20 protein-coding genes are annotated in these 20,292 nt (G+C 66.0%); 8 read left to right on the top strand and 12 right to left on the bottom strand.

Annotated elements, in window-relative coordinates; translation table 11 throughout:
* Positions 1-30: 30 nt before the first annotated feature.
* The 3 genes from B2G71_RS13920 to B2G71_RS13910 all read right to left on the bottom strand — a co-directional run bounded on the left by B2G71_RS13920 (position 31) and on the right by B2G71_RS13910 (position 1,935).
* Positions 31-420, bottom strand: a complete 390-nt coding sequence (locus B2G71_RS13920; RefSeq protein WP_098106846.1) for a response regulator receiver protein — start codon at positions 418-420, stop codon at positions 31-33.
* A gap of 12 nt (positions 421-432) precedes the next feature.
* Positions 433-1,512: a PAS domain-containing protein gene (locus B2G71_RS13915; RefSeq protein ID WP_098106844.1), complete on the bottom strand. Its 1,080-nt coding sequence runs from the start codon at positions 1,510-1,512 to the stop codon at positions 433-435.
* A gap of 93 nt (positions 1,513-1,605) precedes the next feature.
* Entirely contained in the window at positions 1,606-1,935 is a 330-nt protein-coding gene (locus B2G71_RS13910) for a Rieske 2Fe-2S domain-containing protein (protein ID WP_168176363.1), read from the bottom strand.
* 152 nt (positions 1,936-2,087) lie between these two features.
* Between B2G71_RS13910 and B2G71_RS13905 the strand changes: the two genes are divergently transcribed.
* The 5 genes from B2G71_RS13905 (at position 2,088) to B2G71_RS13890 (ending at position 6,268) form a co-directional block, all read left to right on the top strand.
* On the top strand, positions 2,088-2,630 hold the full coding sequence (locus B2G71_RS13905; RefSeq protein ID WP_141521576.1) for a hypothetical protein: 543 nt from the start codon (positions 2,088-2,090) through the stop codon (positions 2,628-2,630).
* Between the two features lie 135 nt (positions 2,631-2,765).
* Positions 2,766-2,927, top strand: a complete 162-nt coding sequence (locus B2G71_RS24120; RefSeq protein WP_168176362.1) for a hypothetical protein — start codon at positions 2,766-2,768, stop codon at positions 2,925-2,927.
* 110 nt (positions 2,928-3,037) lie between these two features.
* Positions 3,038-3,937, top strand: a complete 900-nt coding sequence (locus tag B2G71_RS13900; RefSeq protein ID WP_098106837.1) for an SMP-30/gluconolactonase/LRE family protein — start codon at positions 3,038-3,040, stop codon at positions 3,935-3,937.
* Between the two features lie 108 nt (positions 3,938-4,045).
* Positions 4,046-5,461, top strand: a complete 1,416-nt coding sequence (locus tag B2G71_RS13895; RefSeq protein WP_098106835.1) for an MFS transporter — start codon at positions 4,046-4,048, stop codon at positions 5,459-5,461.
* A gap of 501 nt (positions 5,462-5,962) precedes the next feature.
* Positions 5,963-6,268, top strand: coding sequence for a hypothetical protein (locus tag B2G71_RS13890; protein ID WP_098106833.1), 306 nt, complete (start codon positions 5,963-5,965; stop codon positions 6,266-6,268).
* Positions 6,269-6,329: 61 nt separating this feature from the next.
* Here B2G71_RS13890 and B2G71_RS13885 read toward each other — a convergent pair whose 3' ends face one another.
* Together B2G71_RS13885 and B2G71_RS23785 are read right to left on the bottom strand one after the other, a co-directional pair.
* Positions 6,330-6,488: a hypothetical protein gene (locus B2G71_RS13885; RefSeq protein ID WP_206049408.1), complete on the bottom strand. Its 159-nt coding sequence runs from the start codon at positions 6,486-6,488 to the stop codon at positions 6,330-6,332.
* Positions 6,481-6,714 carry a hypothetical protein gene (locus B2G71_RS23785; RefSeq protein WP_141521575.1) on the bottom strand — a complete coding sequence of 78 codons (234 nt, stop codon included), beginning with the start codon at positions 6,712-6,714 and terminating at the stop codon, positions 6,481-6,483. Before B2G71_RS23785 ends, B2G71_RS13885 begins: the two co-directional genes overlap by 8 nt.
* Positions 6,715-6,795: 81 nt before the next feature.
* Between B2G71_RS23785 and B2G71_RS13880 the strand changes: the two genes are divergently transcribed.
* A complete protein-coding gene (locus B2G71_RS13880; protein ID WP_098106831.1) occupies positions 6,796-7,662 on the top strand; it encodes an SDR family NAD(P)-dependent oxidoreductase in 867 nt (288 codons plus the stop codon).
* Positions 7,663-7,671: 9 nt separating this feature from the next.
* Here B2G71_RS13880 and B2G71_RS13875 read toward each other — a convergent pair whose 3' ends face one another.
* From B2G71_RS13875 to B2G71_RS13865, 3 genes are read right to left on the bottom strand one after another with little or no spacing between them, the layout of a single operon-like run.
* Entirely contained in the window at positions 7,672-10,008 is a 2,337-nt protein-coding gene (locus tag B2G71_RS13875; RefSeq protein WP_098106830.1) for a xanthine dehydrogenase family protein molybdopterin-binding subunit, read from the bottom strand.
* Entirely contained in the window at positions 10,005-10,991 is a 987-nt protein-coding gene (locus B2G71_RS13870) for a xanthine dehydrogenase family protein subunit M (protein WP_098106829.1), read from the bottom strand. The genes B2G71_RS13875 and B2G71_RS13870 overlap by 4 nt, the downstream gene beginning before the upstream one ends.
* Positions 10,988-11,494 carry a 2Fe-2S iron-sulfur cluster-binding protein gene (locus B2G71_RS13865; protein WP_098106827.1) on the bottom strand — a complete coding sequence of 169 codons (507 nt, stop codon included), beginning with the start codon at positions 11,492-11,494 and terminating at the stop codon, positions 10,988-10,990. Before B2G71_RS13865 ends, B2G71_RS13870 begins: the two co-directional genes overlap by 4 nt.
* Positions 11,495-11,901: 407 nt before the next feature.
* Here B2G71_RS13865 and B2G71_RS13860 point away from each other — a divergent pair, with 407 nt between their 5' ends.
* Positions 11,902-13,764, top strand: a complete 1,863-nt coding sequence (locus tag B2G71_RS13860) for a hypothetical protein (protein WP_168176361.1) — start codon at positions 11,902-11,904, stop codon at positions 13,762-13,764.
* 64 nt (positions 13,765-13,828) lie between these two features.
* Here B2G71_RS13860 and B2G71_RS13855 read toward each other — a convergent pair whose 3' ends face one another.
* The gene (locus tag B2G71_RS13855) at positions 13,829-16,171 is read right to left on the bottom strand and encodes a TonB-dependent receptor (RefSeq protein WP_168176360.1); all 2,343 of its coding nucleotides are present in this window, start codon (positions 16,169-16,171) and stop codon (positions 13,829-13,831) included.
* Positions 16,172-16,343: 172 nt separating this feature from the next.
* Here B2G71_RS13855 and B2G71_RS13850 point away from each other — a divergent pair, with 172 nt between their 5' ends.
* A complete protein-coding gene (locus B2G71_RS13850) occupies positions 16,344-16,925 on the top strand; it encodes a TetR/AcrR family transcriptional regulator (RefSeq protein WP_168176359.1) in 582 nt (193 codons plus the stop codon).
* Between the two features lie 79 nt (positions 16,926-17,004).
* On the opposite strand, the gene B2G71_RS13845 is transcribed toward B2G71_RS13850, so the two are convergent.
* The 3 genes from B2G71_RS13845 to B2G71_RS13835 all read right to left on the bottom strand — a co-directional run bounded on the left by B2G71_RS13845 (position 17,005) and on the right by B2G71_RS13835 (position 20,029).
* The gene (locus B2G71_RS13845) at positions 17,005-18,729 is read right to left on the bottom strand and encodes an FAD-binding protein (protein WP_168176358.1); all 1,725 of its coding nucleotides are present in this window, start codon (positions 18,727-18,729) and stop codon (positions 17,005-17,007) included.
* A 181-nt stretch (positions 18,730-18,910) separates the two neighbouring features.
* A complete protein-coding gene (locus B2G71_RS13840) occupies positions 18,911-19,405 on the bottom strand; it encodes a nuclear transport factor 2 family protein (protein ID WP_098106816.1) in 495 nt (164 codons plus the stop codon).
* Between the two features lie 36 nt (positions 19,406-19,441).
* Complete coding sequence (locus B2G71_RS13835; protein ID WP_098106814.1) at positions 19,442-20,029, bottom strand: SRPBCC family protein; 588 nt, start codon at positions 20,027-20,029, stop codon at positions 19,442-19,444.
* Positions 20,030-20,292 lie beyond the last annotated feature (263 nt).

The following is a 20,292-nucleotide window of genomic DNA, read 5'->3' as shown; positions in this document are numbered from 1 at the left end:
CTGGGAATCTGCCCCGCACGGGCGCGGGTTTCACACCTCTTCGTCTTCCCGCGCGGCCTGCGCCGTGAGTCGCAGCGAGGCGCCGATCACCTCGGCCGCATCTGCGGGCTTGGCGATCAGCATGGCGTCGAGTTCGCGCACGTTTTCGTCCTTGCGGTCAAGATCGCCCGAATGGAGCAGGAAGGGGATTCCGCGCTCCTGCAGCGCGCGGGCGACAGGTATGCATGTCTCGCGGTCCTTGAGCGAGACGTCGAGCACGGCAGCGTCGACTTCGGGATGGCCCTCGATAAGCGAAAGAGCGCGTTCCACGTCCGAAGCGCAAAGCGGCAGACAGCCAAGTTCCTCGGCGGCGAACTCCAGATCCATGAGGATCAGCGGCTCGTCCTCGAGCAACAGAATGGTCTGTCCGGATCGTTCCATGAATTGCAACTCCTAGGCTGGAATGGAAATGACGGCCTCGAAGCCCTCTGGCCTCCAGCGCCGCTCAATAGCGCCGCCGGCGTGGCGCAGCATGCGGTCGACGATCGCGGTGCCGGTCCCCGGCTCCTGCGCTCGCTGCGGGACTCGCGGCCCGCCCGTCTCGCGCCAGATCACCTCGAGCCAGCTATCGTCGGTGGATGCCGCCCGCCAATCGACTTCGACGAGACCGCTATCGTTGGACCACGGCCCGAATTTCGTCGCATTGGCGGCCAGCTCGTGCAGGACCAGCCCGACGACCGATACCGCCGCGAAATGAACCCGCAGCCCATTGCCGAGGAAGCGCAGGCGGCCCGCGTCGGCATCGTAAGGCGCCAGGATCGCCCGGATCGCGGGGCCGATCTCGATCGACCCGCTGGAAGCCTCGTCGAGCGTCGTCTCGTAGGCGCGGCCGAGCGCCTGGATGCGGCCGTTGATCTCACCGGCTTCCTCGGGGATGCCGCGCACCCGCCCGGTGATATTCACGATGCCCGAGATCACAGAGAACATGTTCTTCATGCGGTGCGAAAGTTCGCGCGCGAGCAACCGCTGGTTGCGCTCCTCGGCTCGCGCGGCGCGCACGTCCGAGACGTCCCACTGGCTACCGAAGAAGTAGAGCAGTTCGCCGTCCTCGCGATAGATCGGTCCCAGGTGAAGCGCGTTCCAGAACGGAGTGCCGTCCTTGCGGTAATTGAGGATCTCGACGACGACGACGTCTTCGTTGCGGATCGCTTCGCGGATTCGCCGCACCGCCTCTGGATCGGTGTCGGGCCCCTGCAGGAACCGGCAGTTGCGGCCGATGACATCCCGCTCGTCATAGCCGGTCAGGGCACGAAAGGCGCGATTGGCGAAGAGGATCGGGGTATCGGGCTGGCGCGGATCGGCGAGGCACACCGCCATGCGGGTTTGCGCCATCGCCTGCTCGAACAGCAAGCCGGATGCGCCGGAGAAGTGATCCCCGGGCTGGTCCGGCCTGAAGCGTGACGGAGCCTCGTCAACATCACCGGCTTTCAGCGCCTGCTCGACGTGCTCAAGGCCGTCCTGGTCCTGAGACATGCGCGTTCCTCGTTCGATACCTTAAGCTGAGCAACGTGGCTGAGACGTCTCGGTTCCAGGCTATCGACGAGCGGCGGGCACAGATCGGAAGGATCAAACTCCGACCAGTATCGCTCCTTCCTCGACCTTTACCGGATAGGTCGTAAGGTCCGTCTTCGCCTTCATGCCGATGAACAACAGTCTGGGGTCGCGTTCGATGCGTCCGGTCTCGAGGTCGAACTTGGCCTTGTGCAACGGACACACGACCGCGCCGTCCTCGATCTTGCCGCGACACAAATTGAAGCCGAGATGCGGGCACTTGCGCTGCGAGGCATAGTAACGGTCTCCCACGCGGGCGAGCAGGAGTTTGAGCCCCTTCGCCTCGATCGGCATCAGTTGCCCCGATGCGATCTCGCCTTCGGCCGCGACCTTCTCGAATTCCATCGCCTCGCTCCACTCTCGATCCCCGGTGCGGGAAGCATGCCGTAGCCACGCCATGTGACGCAAGCACGAAGCACGCGTCCCGGCGGCGCGTTCGGAACGCGATCGCCGAATACGCGTTGCAATCTCTAACGGGCATACAGGAGGCACAGCCGATGAGAGTTTGGAAACCCATGGCGGTCGCGACAGGATGCACGGCGCTTCTGGGCATGGTCGCCGGCATGAAGGTTCCCAACGAGATGGTCATGGCGCCCGAGCCCGAGTGGCACGGCATGCTCGAAAAGACCTACGTCGCCGCCGACGAACGACCGCTGCACGAAGCCGGGCCGGAAGATCTCTACGTTCCGCGCGCCCCCCTGCGCGATCCGATGGCGGACCGGCTCGATCACGATGCCATGGAATACATGGCCGAGCGCGCGGTTGGCCCCGATCCGCTGCCCGTCGCGGAGACCGGACCCGGCATATCGGCACCGGGCGTGATCGAAGCCGGGCACATCGCGCCTGACGAGATCCCACCCGTGGCCGCCGAACCCGTCGGTGCTGCCCGGATCGTCGCCGAGGCGGCCGACGACCAGGCGCCTGTCGTGCGCGTGCGTTCCGGCGCGTCGGGCTTCCCCGCGGCAGCGCAACCCGTTTCCGCCGAGCCGCTGCCTCCGCTCGAGGATGTCGCCCGGATCCCGGCGGTGCCGCAAACCTGACTCCCCCCTCGTCGCCGGCGGGACCACTCACCCTGCGGGCGTGACATTCACCACACGTGGCAATTGCCACAGACCGCCTCGGCCCGCCCTGGCAAGGCTGCCTTCATCGCAACCACGAATGAAGACACCGCCGCCATGAAACACACCATCACCGCTCCCGGACTGGCGCTGACCGGTGTATTCATGGCCTCCGCGGCGGCGTTTCTCGCGGCGCCCGGCAGTCTCATCACCGCCGGCTGGTTCGGCGCCGTCGCGCTGATTCTGCCCGCTGTCCAGAAGGCGGGTGGCTCGGCCTGATCCCGATAACCCGACGCGGTTCGCGCCCGCCCGATCCGCCTTTTGCTTGACTTGCGCCCGCCGATGCCACCTCCTCGACGAACAGAGCTTAAGCCGAGCGGGAGCATGAGATGATCGAAACGGCGGCACGGGCCTTCACCAGATTGGCCTCGGGCGTCTATCTCGAAGGACTAGCCGTCGATCACGCGCGCGACCTGATCTGGTACAGCGACGTCATCGCCGGCGGCGTCCACGGCGTCCGTCCCGACGGAACGCCTGTCGCTTCGCTCGATCCCGATCGTCGCTGGACCGGCGGCCTGCTGGTGAACGGCGACGGCGCGGTGCTCGCGACCGGAGAAGGCGGGATCAAGTGGCTCGATCCCGATAGCGGCCAGTCCGGCTGGCTGCTCGATGCGATCGACGGCAAGCCGATCGCCGGGATCAACGAAATGGTCCCCGACGGGCGCGGCGGGATCTTCTTCGGCACGATCGACATGGAGCGGGTCATCGCCGGCGAAGAGCCCCGCCCCGTCGCGATCTATCGGCTGACGGCGGAACGCGAGGTCGTCCTGCTGGCCGACGGCATCGGCTTCACCAACGGGCTGATGTACGATGCGCAGCGTGCGCGTTTCTACTGCAACGACACTTTCCGCCGGGCATGGGCTTTCGATGTCGGGCCGGACCTTATGCTCTCCAACCAGCGCAGCGTGTGCGAGAAGGAGGATGTCGACGGCATGACCCTCGATGCCGAGGGCAATCTGTGGATCACCGGTTTCCGCTCCGGCCACGTCGAGCGGATCGCGCCCGACGGTACGGTGCTGCCGCGTTTCGCGACGCCGGCGGGCGCGATCACGCAGTTGCGCTTCGGCGGCGCGGACATGCGCGACATCTACTTCACCGCAGTCCCCTCGGACGGTGGCGACACGCTCAAGGAAGGGGGCGAGATTACCGAGGCCAACTCGCATCTCTACCACTGCCGGTCCGATATCGCCGGGACGAAGTTCGCGCCGCCCACGTTCCGGCTCGTCTAGGTAAGGCTACGCTGGGCGGACACGCGCGCGACCTTGCGCGTGCCGATCGAAGCGGCCTAGGCATGGCCGAAAGCGGCCCGGATCAACGCGCCGCAGGGAGAGAGACTGGTGCAACGCTCGACCTACTGGAGCATCGTCGGCGCCTTGTTCCTGGCGGAAATCGCGGCGACCTTCGAATCCGCGATGCTCTACGCCGCGCTGCCGCGCCTGATCAACGAGTTCGGCGACCCGATCACCGCCGGCTGGCTGGTCACCACACACATGCTGATCGGCGCGGCGTCGGGCGTTCTGGTCGGCCGCCTGGGCGATATTCGCGGACGCAAGTCACTGATCCTGCTGATGCTGGCGGTGGCGACGGTCGGCTCGATCCTGAGCGCGGCCACGAGCAATTTCGGCGTCGTCCTTGCCGGACGCGCGCTTCAGGGCCTGTCGGTCGCGGTCATTCCGCTCTCGATCGGCATCATTCGCGAGGCACTGCCGCGGGACAAGGTTCCGGTCGCGGTGGGCCTGATGACCACCGGCTCTGGCGTCGGCGTCGCGATCGGTCTGGTGCTCGGCGGAGTGATCGTCGACAACCTCGACTGGCACTACCTGTTCGTGGCGAGCGCGATCCTGCTCGCGCTGTCGTGGATCGCAATCCGGATCTGGATTCCCAACCGCGCGGGCAGCGCGCCCAACGCGCCGATCGACTGGATCGAGGGCCTGCTTCCCGCCCCCGGCATCATGGCGATCCTCTATGGCATCAGCGAATCGAAAGCCTCGGGCTGGGCCGATGCCAAGGTGTGGGGCGCGATCGTGTTTGGCCTGGCGGTGATGGCCTACTGGGCCCGCCGCAGTCTCAACTCGCGCGAACCCTTCGTCGATCTGCGCCTGCTCGCAACGCGCAATGTCGCGATCGCCAACGTGCTGACGGTGCTGCTCGGCCTGGGGACGATGCAGGTGGTGATGATCTTCTCGACCTATACCCAGTCGCCGACGTGGACGATGGCAGGCCTTGGTTTGAGCGCCACGGTCGCCGGCATCGCCAAGCTGCCTTCGAACTTCCTGTCGTTCTTCGCGGGGCCGATCTCGGGCCTGCTCACCGGCAAGTACGGCGACCGTATCACCGTGCTGATCGGCGGCGGACTCGCCGCGGCCGGCTGGATCCTCGGCCTCGCCATGCCGAACTCGCTGGTCGAGGTGATCTCGATCCTGTGCGTGATCTCGTTCGGCACCACGATCCTCAACGCCGCGGTCTACAACATCCTCGTCGGCACCGTGCCCGAGGCGCGGACCGGCGAGGCGATCGGCACGATCGCGGTCACGCGCGGCATGGCCTCGGCGATTGGTGCGCAGGTCATCGCGGTGCTGCTCGCCACGGCGACGCTGACCGCGCCGAACGGAGCGCACATCCCCTCGCCCGAAGGCTTCCGGCTGACGATGCTCTGGGTCGCCGGGCTGACCGTCGCGGGAACGCTGGTCGCGCTGCTCCTTCGCGCGCACAAGACTGAAGGCGGGCCCGAAGCGCTGACCGCGAACGTGTGAAGCACCACCGCAAGTGGTAGTGGGTCAGTTTGAAATTCTCAGTCAGGCGCGATAGAAGATCGGCAGCCGCACATGCGGTCGGCGGCGCTCACTCCGGGCGACACCAATATGAAGGGGTGAGGAAACAAAGCTGAGGGCGTCCCGGCGTTTCAAAAACATGTTGGCAGCGCCCCGCATCGTGCGCCCGCGAGAGCAATCCTGCTTTCAAAGGCATAGCGATGCGCAAGGAGTTGATTCTAATCATCAACACTGTGCTGACCGGGATTTCAATCTTGGTCACTGTGGTGCAAGTAGTATTAGAAATTACGCAGTAGCGTGAGGGCGGGGGAGTTCTCTTCCCCCAAGGATAGGCTTCCCCGCTTTACGCTGTCCGCTTCTTGTAAGGCCCGCGCTTTCCCGGTTTGGCTTCGGCTTGTTCGACCATCATGGACCCCGCGTCCGATTGACCTCAATGCCAGTCTGGTAAAAGACCTTGCCGACTCTCTCCGTGAGCAAAAGCGGGTGGACAAAGCGTGGCGCGAGTATCGCGCCAACATCTCCGTGCGCGAACGCGGCGATAAGGGAGTTCCTCTGTTCAAGTGGGCTGATATCGACGATGCGCCGCGCACTCATGTGGAGAAGAGCATCCAGCAAGAACGACGCTCGATCCAGTCTGACTGCTATGCGTTGGCGATGAAGGCCGAGCACTATAACGAGGCCCATCCCGACGAAGAGCCTATTCAGATCATCTTGAACTTTGAGGATGACGTTGAGGAAATGAAGATCGCCAACGGTCTCTATGGCGACGAGGATAAGGACGCGGCCTAGCCTTTCTTCTTCCAGCGAGCTTGCGCTGCGGCGCGAGCGATTTCAGAACGCTGTTTAGGAGTCAGAGCGCGCGCGCGGGCTTTCCCACCGACCTTGCCGCCCTTTGCCGCGCGTTTTTTTTCGCCGATAGTTTCTCGTCTTCTTCTTCGCCCGCCGCAATATCGACCATCAGCTTCGCAAGCTGATTAGGATCGCGTGGGCGCTTCGGGGGCTTACCCATCTGTCAGGTGTTCCTTGACCTGCGAAGTAGCGTCGAGCCAACGCCCATCTGGCGACACCAGCTCCAGTTTGCTTTCTGGATCGATGTCCTGCTTGGCGCATTTAGCCCTGACGAGTTGGCCAAGCGCATGAAGCGCTCCCGCGTCGTGGCTCGCTTCTACCGGCCCGAATGGTGTCGCATTCCTCCCCGGCGGGGTGATATATACCGAATAAAGACCCTTGCTCATGCAAACCCTATAGCAAGACTACCGCGAGATTGCAGGTCAGATTTCAAACTGACCCACTACCCCGCAAGTGAAGGAGTTGGCATGCCCGATCAGGCCGCCGTCGCGATCGTTACCGGAGCCAGCAGGGGGGCCGGACGCGGGATCGCCATAGCTCTCGGCAGCCACGGCTGCACGGTCTATGTCACCGCGCGCACGGTCAATCCGGGCGACCATCCCTTGCCGGGCACGGTCATGGAGACCGCGCAAGCGGTCAGCGAGGCGGGGGGCAGCGGCATTGCCGTGCCCTGCGATCACGCCGACGACAGCGCCGTCGCCGCGCTGTTCGAGCGCGTGCTGGACGAACGCGGCCGCATCGACATCCTCGTCAACAACGCCGCGCTGATCCACGATGAGAACAACATGCCCGGCAACTTCTGGGAAAAGCCGCTGAAGCTCGCCGACCTGCTCGATGTCGGCATCCGCAGCGGCTACGTGGCAAGCTGGCACGCGGCGCGAGCGATGGTGAGGCAGGATCACGGAATGATCGTGTTCACCTCGGCATCGGGCGCGGCGCACTATTCGATGGGGCCGACTTACGGCGCGCACAAGGCGGCGATGGACAAGATGGCGCACGACTTCGCGGTCGACTTCCGCGACGGCGGCGCGAACGTGTGCGCCTTCTCGATCTGGATGGGCGCGCTCGCGACCGAACGGCTGCTGGCGATGATCGAGGCCGATCCCGACAAGTTCGGTCATCTGCGCGATCATCTCGAGACGCCCGAGTTCACCGGCCACCTGATCTGGGCGCTCCACGCGGACCCGCAAATGCTCGAACTGAGCGGCAGGACCTTCATCGGCGCCGAACTGGGCGCCCGCTACGGCATTCTGGATCAGGGGCGCTGCCCCGCATCCTGCCGCGACACGCAAGGCGTAGCGCCCTTCGACTACTACCCTTTGATCATCCGCTGACCCGACAGGTCAAAGCAGCTTGTCCAGCGTGATCGGCAAGTCGCGCACGCGCCGTCCGGTCGCGTTGTAGACCGCGTTGGCAATCGCGGCGCCCGTGCCGGTGATGCCGATCTCGCCGATTCCGCGCGCGCCCATCGGGGCATGAGGGTCAGGGATGTCGGTCCACATCACCTCGATCTCGGGCACGTCCATGTGCACCGGAACGTGGTACTCCGAGAGGCTGGGGTTGAGCACCCTGCCCTTGCGTTCGTCGAACTGGGTTTCCTCCATCAGCGCCAGGCCGAGCCCCATGATGATGCCGCCGCGAAACTGGCTGGCGGCCGTCTTGGAATTGAGGATTCGCCCGCAGTCGAACGAGCCGAGGAAGCGGCTGACGCGCGGCTCGCCGGTCACGGCATTGACTCGCACTTCGGCGAACATCGCGCCATAGCTGTGCATCGACCAGTGCATCGTTTCGAGCGGCATCGGCGGCTCGGCCTCGACCGAGATCGTGTCGCGCTGCGCCCGCGCGAGGATCGAGGCGTAGGTTTCGAATCGGTCGGGCTCGTCGAGCGCGCACAGACCGCCGTCGCGGCTGCCGACCTCTTCGGTCTTGAGCCCGGCAAGCGGGGAATCGTTGCCGGCCAGCTTGAGCAGCTCTCCCACCAGCTTGTTGTACGCCGCGATCACCGAGGCCCCGATCGACGCCGTCTGCTGCGATCCGCCAGCCATGATCAGGCCGGGCAGCGTCGAATCGCCATAATTGAACGTGATCGCCTCCATCGGCAGGCCGAGGCGGTCGGCGGCGACCTGGGTCTGCGCGGTCGAGGTGCCCATCCCCATCTCGTGCGCCGCGAGATCGAGCGTGGCCCGCCCGTCCGCCGACAGGGTGATCCGCGCCGCGCCGCCCGGCATGCGGTGATAGGGATAAGTCGCGGTGGCGCAGCCCATGCCGACCAGCCACCCGCCGTCGCGCACGGTTCCCGGCACCGGATTGCGCCGCTCCCAGCCAAAGCGCTCCGCCCCGCTGCGCCAGGCCTCGACGACATTGCGCGAGGAATAGGGCAGCCCCGAAATCGGGTCCTTCTCGGGCTCGTTGCGGATGCGCAGTTCGATCGGATCGATGCCGAGTTCGTGCGCCAGCTCGTCCATCGCGCTTTCGAGCGCGAACGTGCCGACCGCTTCGCCCGGCGCGCGCATGAAGGTGTTGCCGAGCATGTCGAAGTCGACATGGTGAACGTCGAGCAGGAAGGTCTCGGCGCCATAAAGGCTGCGCGTGGCCAGGATGAACGGTTCGGCGATCACGTTGTGCGCGGTCCGCACGGTAAGGCCGCGATGGAGGATCGCGGTAAGCCTGCCTTCGTCCGTCGCCGCGAGCTGCACGCGCTGCTCGGTCGGCGACCGACCGCCGACCACGCGGTACACCCCCTCGCGCGAGAGCACCATGCGCACCGGTCGCTTCGCCAGCCGCGCCGCAGCGGCGGCCAGGATCTGGTGCTGCCACAAGGTCTTGCTGCCGAAACCGCCGCCCACGTAAGGCGAAGTGACCACGACCTGCTTCTCGTCGATGCCGAAGGTCCGCGCCAGCGTATAGGCCGTATGCGCGACGACCTGCTGCGCATCGTGCACCCGCAGCGAGCCGTCCCCACGCCAGTAGAGCGTCACCCCATGCAGTTCGATCGGATTGTGGTTGTGCCGCGGCGTCGTATAGGTCGCGTCGATTTTGTGCGGGGCCTTTGCGAAGGCATCCTGCGCATCGCCCACCTCGTCGTGCAACGGCTGGCCCATGAACCGCGACTGCTGCGTGCCCTGTTCGCGCGCGGCCTCGAACGTGGTCTGCGCTTCCTCGGCCTCGTAGCCGACGCGGATCAGCGAGGCCGCGTGGTCGGCTTGCTCCTGCGTCTCGGCGAGCACCACCGCGACCGGCTGGCCGTTCCAGTAGATGCGCTCGTCCTGCATCACCGGAAGGCTGTCTCCGGCCGCTGCCTTGGACTCGCTGAGGAACGCGGGCGGCGGGTTGAGGCGCGGCGCGTTGCGGTGAGTCATCACTACCACCACACCGGGTGCCGTCTCGGCTTCGGAGACCGTGATCTGCGTGATCCGGCCCTTGGCGATCGTGCTATAGACCATCGCCGCGTAGGTCATCGCCTCGACGGGAAACTCCGCGGCGAAGGTCGCCTTGCCGGACACCTTGAGCGCACCGTCGAGCCGCGAAACCGGCTTTCCGATCGCGCCGTGCCGCTGGCGGATCAGCGGATCGGGCTTGCCCCCCGGCACCCAGCTATCGGGTGCGAGCGCGACGGCCTTCGCCATCCCGGCCTGAACGAGTCCCTGCGCGGCCTGCTTGGCGTCGTCGAAGATGCTCATGCCGTCACTCCCGCCAATTCGCAAAGGACCGAAACGATCGTTCGTTCGGCCAGCCTGACCTTGAACGCGTTGTCGGCGAGCGGCCGCGCCCCGGCGAGTTCGGTGGCCGCCGCGCCCGCGAACGCGGTCTCACCCGCCGGCGCGCCGCGCAGCGCGGCTTCGGCCCGCGTCGCGCGCCAGGGCTTGTGCGCGACGCCGCCCAGCGCGATGCGCACGTCGCGCACCTGACCGTCCTCGATCTCGATCGCCGCCGCGACCGAGACAAGCGCGAAGGCATAGCTCGCACGGTCGCGCACCTTGCGATAGGTCGATGCGGCAGCAAACGGCATGGGCGGCAGTTCGACCGCGGTGATCAGGTCTCCCGGCTCGAGCACGGTCTCGATGTCGGGCCGGTCGCCGGGCAGGCAATGGAAGTCGACAAGCGGCACGGTGCGCGCACCCTTGGCGCCTTCGATGTGCACCACGGCATCGAGCGCGGCGAGCGCCACGCACATGTCGGAAGGATGCACCGCGATGCAGGCGTCCGAAGCGCCGAGGATCGCATGGCCGCGATGGAAGCCCTCGATCGCGTCACACCCCTCGCCCGGCACGCGCTTGTTGCAGCGCGATCCATCCTCGTCGTAAAAGTAGCTGCAGCGCGTGCGCTGGAGCAGATTGCCGCCGACGGTCGCCATGTTACGGATCTGGGCCGAGGCGCCGGAAACCATTGCGCGAGTCAGCATCGGATAGGCGGTCCGCACGCGCCGGTGCTCGGCAAGCGCGGTGTTGCGCACGCCCGCCCCGATCCGCAAGCCGCCCTCGTCAGTCTCGACGATCTCGGTCGAAAGACCGCTGACATCGACCAGTTCGCCGGGCCGCTCGATCGTTTCGCGCATCAGGTCGACGAGATTGGTCCCGCCCCCGAGAAATTTCACGCCCGTAGCCGCGCCCTTGCGAACCGCATCGGCGGCATCGCTCGCGCGGGTATATTTGAACGGGGTCATTCGGCCGTCTCCCGGCACGTCGCGGTAATCGCGTCGATGATGCCGTTGTAGGCGCCGCAGCGGCACAGATTGCCGCTCATGCGCTCGCGCAGTTCCTCGCTGCTGAAGGCGATGGCCTCGCTCGACACGTCGCCGGTGACGTGGCTCGGCACGCCACGGCGCAGTTCCTCGACCATGGCCAGCGCGGAACAGATCTGCCCGGGCGTGCAGTAACCGCACTGGAAGCCGTCGTGCTCGACGAAAGCCTGCTGCAGCGGCGCGAGGACATCAGGACTGCCGATCCCCTCGATGGTCGTGACCGAGCGCCCCTCCATCTGCGCCGCCAGCGTCAGGCACGAGAGCACCCGCTCGCCATCCACCAGCACGGTGCAGGCTCCGCACGCACCCTGGTTGCAGCCCATCTTCGCCCCCGGCAGCGCCAGGTGGTCGCGCAGCAGATCGAGCAGCGAGACTCGCGGATCTTCCGGCGGGTCGACCGCCTTGCCGTTGATGGTGATGCTCATCGCTGCCTCCGGGTTTCGGTCCGCGCCGACGTACGCGGTTTCGTGAGTAACGCATTGGCCACCGAGAGGTGCCGACACGCTCTGCTCGAATTGCTGCACCGCCAGATGGCCGGGAGGATAGTTCGCGCGGCGAATCTCCGCTGGGCGAACAGCCATTGCGCCGATGCGCGGCCGTCCGACGCGACATGCATCCGGGTTATGACCCTGACATCGTGAACCATGCCGACATCGCGGGCAATCGCGCGTAAGCTCGCACAAAGCTCATGCCGCCCGCTCGGCTGTTTCCTTCGGGCAAGGTCACCGGCCACGACGTGGATCGCGAATTGAAGTCTTGTCTTTGCGCCTTCTCGACCGTCCTGCTGGCACTGACCCTGCCCGCCCCGGCCCTGGCGCAACCCGGAGGTTCCGTGATCGCAGAGATCTCCGCCGCTGACCGAGTGACCATTCGCGACGTCGCCGACGGCGCAGGGCCCAGCCACGTCATCCCGATGGGACCGTACATCCTCGTCGTCGATCCGTGGAACATGGAGATCCGCCGCTATCAGGCCGACGACATCCACGGACAGCCTGCCATCTGCCTGTTTCCGCGCACCTTCGCGCCCGGCCGCGTCAGCCATGCGCCGGACGGCGTTCGCCTGATCGCCGAGCCTTACGGTCCCGACGGCGCGGGAGGCTACGACTTGCGCGCTCGCGAGGCGATGACGATCACGCCGGCGCTCGTGGCCAGGATGCCGATCGTCGGACCCTGCCGCTTTCCCATCGCCCCGCTTGACCGTCACGACGACACCCCGCCGCCGATCCGCTCGGGCCATGCCGCGGAGGATGCCTCCTATCCGCTACCGGGCGGCGCGCTGGCCCGGATCGCACCGCAAGCCGGCCCCGGCTGGCAGGTCTTCGCGGTCCGGCGCGCGGGCGAACTGTCGGACGGTCGCGTCCTGCTCTGGTGGAGCGAAGTCGGCAACGAGCGCGCCGAGGCCGATGACGCCGGTCCGGGACAGGCCGAAGGCAGCGCCGGAGGGCGGCTGATGGCATCGCAGTTCGTCGGCGTTTTCGATGCCGCCGGCGGCACGCCGCGCACGGTGGTGCGGATCATTACCGCGCTCGTCCCGCCACTGCGCCCCGACCACTCGATCCCGATCGCGACGCTGCTCGAGAAGCCGGGGCTGGAATATGTCGCCGGAGCGCCCGGCCCGAACGGCGACGCCATATGGATCGCCGCCGCCAACACCGACGGGCCCGGTCGTGGGCGGTTCGAGTTGCAGCGCTATGACCTCGCTGCTCTGGGCGACGCCGCGCGCGGCCGGATCGCACTGGTCGATCGAACGATCGCGACCGAGCCCGTCGGCGATGGCGACGGGCCCACCTCGACGCCCGAGGCCGATGGGCTACTCGCCGCAGCGTCACCTCGCGTTCCGGCGATGCCCTATGCGAAAGCGCGCGAAACGCTGGAAGCGCAGATCGCCTTTCGCTGGCAATATCCCAGGACCGCCTGGGACCGGCCCTGCGACGGCAGGACGCTGTGCGATATCGGCGCCGACCACACCGGCGCGCTGGGCACGGGACCGGCCTTTCCCGTTCCCGTCCGCGACCGGGTCAATCCCGAAGGTGGCGCGCGCTGGGTGCAGCCGCGCCAGTTGGTCGGGCTCCTGCCGGGCGCGTGGGTGAGTTCGGTGCCTTACTCGATCGGCGGCGCGGATCTCGCCGAGGGCTTCGCGGCGCGCCTCGCCGCGGGCTACGGAGGCGACGCCGCCAATCCTCCGCCCATCGGCCACATCGGCGAGGGGCTGGAATGGCAACGCCATGGGGAGGGCGAGCCGGAGTGGCACGAGGACCAGGCCAACTATCCGCTCGGCATCGACTGTTCGGCGCTGATCGCCCGGGTCTTCGACCTGCGCATCCGTTCGACCGGAACGATGGTCTCGCCCCGGCTCGTGCGAGGCGCCGATGGTCGGGGCTATCAGGTTCCGGCCGGGCCCGACCGGGCATGTCCCCAGCCCGTGCGCAGCATCCACGAGTTGCGCGAGGGGGACATTATCCTGCGCAACGGCCACGTCGTGATCTTCAACGGCTTCGCCGCCGTTGGTGATTCCCCGGGCGTCGACGCCCCCGCCCGTTCGCGAGTCATGCGCGTGTTCGAGGCCACCTCACGCTGCGGCGCGGTCTGCGAGAGCCTCTACGACCCCAGCTATTTCGCGGGGTGGTGGATGCTGCGCCTCGACCTGGCCGACGAGGGGGCGAACTGTCCGTTCTGGCTCGGCGAGCGACCATAGGAGACCTGCCGGCCGGCGCCGGCCCAGTCCGCGCTCGTCGCCCCCGCGAGACCCGCCCGGGCGCTCAGAACCGGAAGCGCATTTGCACGCCCGCGCTGCGGGGCCGTCCATAGGCGGCGGCGATGAACCCGGTCGCGCCGGTGTAGAGCTGGATGCCGCCGACCTTGTATTCCTCGTCGAACAGGTTGCGCACGTAGGCCGACAGGTCGATGCCGGTGTCCATGACGTTGTCCCACCCCGCGCTGAGGTCGACGACCCAGTAGGCCTTCTGCTTGAGCAAGGGCACGATTTCCGGCGGGTGCTCGCGGATAGTCTCGATCGTGTGCAGCGAGTTGATCCAGATTTCGTCCTGCCAGGATGCATTGGCGACGAAGCGCAAGGTGCCCGCATCGTTGCCGAGCGGCGCCTCGATCGTGCCGCGCACGCTGCCCGAATGGCGCGGCGTGAACTGGAACGGAGTATCCGAAAGATCGGTGCCCGTCGCCGGGTCGATGTACGACTTGTAGCGCGGCTTGATGTAGGCGTAGCTGAGATCGAAGGTCAGCCAGTCGGTCGGCCGCAGCATCTGGTTCAGTTCGATGCCGAAGACGCGCGCCTTGGCCGCGTTCTCGACCGCCGAGCCGGGGCTGCCGCCGGCGTTGGCGACCGCGACGGTGCGCTGGATGTCGCTGTACCACTGGTGATAGACCGCGACGTTGGTTCGCATCGCCATCATGCCCAGCGAATAGTCCGACTTGATCCCGCCCTCGAGGTCGACCACCGTCTCCGAGCCGAACGGCGCGTATTCGACGGGGATGTCGCCGCGAAGGTTGAAGCCGCCCGAACGGTAGCCGAGGCGCGAGGTCGCGTAGACGAGGACATCGGGTGTGACCTTGTAGTCGAGCGACACGCTGCCGGTGGGTTTCGAGAAGGTTTCCGAAAGCGGCAGGAAGCAGTCGTCGTTCGGCAAGCGGACCAGGTCGTTGGGATCGGCGGTCGCATCGTTGTAGACCTGAAGCGAGCAGGTCGAACCGCTGAACGAATTGAGCGTGAGGCCCTTCTTGTCCCAGTTCATGCGCGCGCCGACCGTTGCGGTGAGCTTGTCGGTCAGCTTGTAGGAGCCCTGTCCGAACACGGCATAGCTGGTGTTGTCGACGATGCCGCGCTGGATGATCGGGTTGATCGCGCCGAGCAGCGCCGGGAAGAATACCCCGGGAGAATACTCCTCGCCTTTCTCGTGGTAGTAGAAGCCGCCGAGCGTCCAGTCGAAACGGTCGCCGTCGCTCTGCAATTGCAGTTCGACGCTGTGGTGGTCCAGATTGGCGTATTGCGGGGTCGAGTGCAGGATGGTTGCCTCGCTCGAATCGAGATCGATCGAGGTCCGCGAATCCACCTCGCGGTAGTTCAGGATCGACTTGAAGGTCAGCGCGCCGCTGAGTTCCGCGACGGTGGTGTTGGTAACGCTCCACGCCTCGACATCATCATAGTTGTCGAGGTTCGATTCGACGTCGTTGATGTCCCGGTTCCGCGCGCGTTCCAGAGTGTCCTGGAAGGCAGTGCCGAACACGCTGGCATAGGCGGCGATGAGGGCATTGTCGGGATTGATCGCCTGGAGCACCTGGATGCGGCCGTTCGTGTTCTTGTCGTCGTAGGTGACCATCGTCGTGTTGCGAATGCGGTCGGTCAGGTCGGCGACCATGGTCGCGCGGATCGAGCGGGTCTTCTCGCCGCCGTACTTCGTGCCGTTGAAGGCGCCGGTGCCGACGTTGGTCTGATAGCCGTCGCTGTCGATGGTGCGGCCGGCCAGACGCAGGCGGAAAGTCGGCGCTACCGGAATGTCCACACCTACCTCGGTCTCGAAAAGGCCGAACGAGCCCGCGCCGACCATCGCATCGACGGCGAAATCGTAGCCCGGCTTGCGCGGCGTGAGCAGGATCGCGCCGCCGATGGTATTGCGCCCGAACAGCGTGCCTTGCGGCCCCTTCAGGATCTGAATGTTCTCAAGGTCGTAAAAGCCCAGATTCGATCCCTGCGAGGGCGATTGGACGACATCGGCGAGATAGACCTGGACGGTCGGGTCCTGGCCATAGATCGATTCGGTGGGGCGGATGCCGCGCAGGGCGTAAACGTTCTTGTTCACGTAGCCCGACGATGAACTCACCGAGAAGGTCGGCTCGAGTATCTCGAGATCTTCCGCCTGGACGACGCGCAGTTCCTCGATCGTCTTCGAGCTTACCGCGGTGATCGCGATGGGCACGTCCTGCGCGTTTTCGTCGCGACGCCGCGCCGTCACGACGATGGCGCTCTCGTCGACCGAGGCTGCCTGGGCATCTTGCGCGAGCGCGATGCCCGGCGCGGTGCTGGTCGCTGCAATGCTGGCGGCCACGGCCAGACGACAGGCACGCGAACGCAGGCGATACTTTTTCATGAATTCCCTCTCCAATGGCCGGTCTTGAGCCGTTTCGCTCTCAGTACATGATCGTATCATTTTATTGTCAAGCACGCGCGTCTGTACGTGCGCACAAAATTGTTCCAGTGTCGCCAAAATGAGACTGGGACAGACGCGATCGACCGGTCGTCCGACAGCGAGCGAAGCCGAAATGCTCGACGAACTCCTGCTGTCGGTCGCCTTCGACGAATTCGTCGAGTACGGCTACGCCGGCGCATCGCTGACGCGGATTGTCGAGCGCGCGCGCATGTCGAAGACGACCCTGTACTCGCGCTATGCGTCCAAGGAAGCCTTGTTCCGCGCGGTCGTGTTCAGCCAGATCGACCATGAAAAGCCGTATCGGGCGCTCCATTCCGATACGAACCCGAGGGATCTCGCGGAAGGTCTCGAACGGTTCGCGATCGACATGCTGGACGCGAGTTTCGAGCACCGCACGCAAGCGCTCAACCGCGTCATCCTGGGCGAAGTCCACAGGTTCCCCGAACTCGCCGAAGCGGCCGAGGCGAGGATGCAGCGCGGCGTCGAACGCATCAGGCAGTTCCTCGAAGACAGCTCGCGCCTTGAGGGCCGCAGGATGGAAAACCCCGGCTACGTCGCCGAAGCGTTCATCCACATGATCCGCGGCTGGTATCTCAATCAGTTGATCGCGGCGAAACCGACGAGCAAGGCCGAGATCCGGGCCTGGGCGCGAAGGGCGGTACGCGCGCTCGTGCGCGCGGCTCCGGGGTGGTGAGCCTGCGGAGGCATCCCGATGGAGCGCGTGTCTTCTCGGTTGCGTCCGGATGCCCCGCGTTCGCGATCTAGCTTGCGGTCTAGCCGGACGGGTTCAACGCTCCTCGCGCGATTGCCTTTTCGAGCAGGTCGCTCGGCTTCCCGGCGGCGTGCCGCGCCGCGAGCCAGCCGTGTGTCATGCCGCGCGCGTTGGACATTCCGCTCTGCATCACCGCCCCGTTGTCGAGCCGGGCAACCGAATTGCCGGCAAGATAGAGGCCCTCGATCACCTCGCCGTCCCAGCCCATCGCGCGGCAATGCTCGTCGACGACGATCCCGCCCGAGGCAATTCCCGAACTCGCGAGCCGGCTGAGCGGCACTCCGTAGAACGGCGGCTTGAGCAAGGGGCCGAGATTGGGGTTCGGCTCGTGGAAGCGGTCACCGCTCATATAGGCGCCCCAGACCACGCTGCCGCGTCCGAAATCGGGGTCCTCGGCGTTCTCGCAATGCATATTGAACCGGGCGACGGTCGCGGCGAGCCCTTCGGCATCGATGCCGAGACGGCTTGCCAGTTCGCCGAGCGAACCAGCGGTGACACCGACGTCTTCCGGCAGCTCATCCCCCGGCATGATCGAAGCGAGCGGGTATTTCTCGCGCGCCTGGCTATCGAGCACCAGCCAGCAGGGAAAGTTCGGGTGCGTCTGCGTCGCGCCGTCGATCGCATCGACGGCATAGTAGAGCGAGCGGTAGAACGCCTCGTTGGCGAAGCGCTCGCCACGGCTGTTGACGATGATCGAATGCGGCAGCCCTGCGTAGGCCATCGCGTTGCGCCAGAGCGGCACGCCTTCCTGCAGCTCCTCGCCGGGGATCTTGAACCCGAGCATGGTCACGTCGGGCACGCGCGCCACGCGGGCGCCGAACTTGCCCGCGAGCCGCAGGTGCGCGCCGTCGACCTCGGGCATGATCACCGACTGGACGTCGAGCTGCTGGCCCAGCGTCTTGGTGAACACCGGGCTGCGCTCGTAGCTGCTGACCGCGAGGACCACGCCCCGGTTCGCCTTCACGAAAATCTCCGCGCCGTCCCTGATCGCGCTGACCCCGACGATCCGCTCGCCGTCGCCGATCAGGCCCGTCACCTCGACACCGGTGTGCATCGGCACGGCGCGGTCGATCGCCGCTTTCACGAAGTAGCAGACGAGCCCCGAACCCAGGCAGCGCTCGTCCTTTGCAAGACGCTCGCTCATCTTGGTGAAGTCCCAGTTGCGGATGTTCGCCGAACCGCCGTTCGCGAAGATGTCCTCATGCGTAAGGCTGTACATGACGTGCGGCGAGACGCGGGTCTTCTCCTGCCATTCGCCAAGCGCCTCGGCAGCGAAGGGCTCCACCTCGAGCAGGCGCCCTTCGGAGAGGCTGTCGTTGGACAGGCCGTAATAGTAATCCGGGCAGTCGCGGATGACCGTCATCTTCAGCCCGATCGTCTCCTCGAAATAGCGCAGCATCTCTGGCGCGTGCAGCGACTGGTTGAGGATCGCCACGTCGTTGGCGTACCCCATGCCGAGGCGCTTGACGTAGCGAAAGCCGCTCTCGACCGAATCCTCGATCCCGAGTTCCTGTTCGAGATGATTGCCCGGTATCCACACCTCGCCCAGCGAATAGGCGGTGACGCCGCCGACGTGGTCGGTGCGTTCGAGCACCATGGCGCTGGCGCCCTGTTCCGCCGCCGTGACCGCCGCCGCCAGCCCGCCGGCGCCCGAACCGACGGCCACGAGGTCGGTTTCGAGATCCCAGGTGTCGGGACGATTGTCGATGATCCTGCCTTGGGGCACTGCGCATTCCTCTCCTGTTTCGTTCTCGATGTCGGCCGAAGATCAGTTCGGCGGGCCGGGCCCTCGTCAGCCCCGCTCGCAAACGGCCTCGCCACTTTTTGACGCCGAAGCCGTTCCAGGTGCCGGACGGCTGCCGACGATACGAAAAGCAATCCTCCCGCTCCCGTAACGGACCGCCCTGTCAGTCCCTCTGCAGCGACAGCATCAGCTTCATGAAATCGTCTTCGCCCACCAGCGCCGCCTTGGGCGCAAACTCGGAAAAGAGCCAGGTTCCGTCGGGTTGCCTGCGGCATGTCATCCGGCAATCGGCAATCATCGAGGGACCTTGCAGTCCGGCCACCGGAGCCGCGCCTTCTCCGGCGTAGTTCACGTTGGTGAAGTGGAGATAGGCGTTGTCGTCATCGAGCAGTTCGACGCGCACATTGAGGAAGGTGTGGCGGCCGGTGCGCGCGCCGTCCTTCTGGTACTTGGCGACGTTCTCCAGCCGATCCTGATAGAATTTGACGATGGCCGAACGCGGCGTGATCCGGTTGGGACCCGCCACGAAGACAGCATCTTCGGTGTAGAAACGGCCGATATCGCGCGAATCGTTGAGATCGAGTTCGGCCGCGAAATCGTAGAGACGCTGCTCCAGTTCATAGGCAGTGACGAGTTGCTCGGGCGTGAAGCGTCGCATCTGTTCGGTTCCTCTCCTTTGTCGGCAATCCCGGCCTCAACGCGAGGCGCCGTGGCCGGGCTTGCCGAAGATCGCGCGCAGCCATGCCACAAACCTAGCGGCGAGCGAACCGTGCGCGGGCGCGGCGACCGGCTTCGCCTGCGCGGTCTGCCCTTCGGCCGAAGTGCCCGCCGCGCGCGGGCTCTCCGCCTCGATGCGCGCCTTGAGCTGTTCGGCGAAAGCCTTGGCGAATTTGGGCAGCACCGGCCCGCCCATCGCTTCCCACATCGGCGCCATCGGCCCGGTCCCGCGAACCTGGACGGCGAGCGTCATCATCGTGCCCGCACCGTTCTCGGCCGGCGCCGCGAGATAGGAGCCCGAGCCGGTGACCGGGTCCTTTTCGAGCTCGAACGAGAAATCGACGCGCCCGGGCCCCGCCCATTCGTCGACGTGAACCTTTACCGTCACCGTCCGGATCATCGCGCCCACGCCGACCTTGAGAATCCAGCGCGAGGTGTCCTGGTCCTCCATCTCGCACGACTGGTAGCCGGGCATGATGCTGGCCCAGCGCTCGAAATCCTTCGCGTAGTTCCAGGTGTCGCCGATATCGCACGCGACCAGCACGGTCTGTTCGGTTTCTATCACGCTTCAGAACCCCATCCGTTCGATCTCGCACGCAAGCGCCGCGCTGGCGGCGGACACCCCGCCGATGCGGGAACCGTTCGCAGCGACGTCCGCCTCCAAGTCCCCTGTTTCCGGTAGATTGCTCGGCACGCCTGAAGTCCTCTTTGCCTTGTCGCGACCCGGATCTTTGCCGGTGATTCGTAGCTAGTCGCCGGTGAAGAACGCTGAAGCCCGCAGGAAAGCGTGGGTTTTATCGAAGTCCAAGTAATCGAAATCACAAGGTT

Origin of the sequence: Novosphingobium sp. PC22D (assembly GCF_002556635.1) — a bacterium.
GTDB lineage: Bacteria > Pseudomonadota > Alphaproteobacteria > Sphingomonadales > Sphingomonadaceae > Novosphingobium.
The sequence above is the reverse complement of the archived record's forward strand: the minus strand, read 5'-3'. Positions and strand labels throughout refer to the sequence as shown.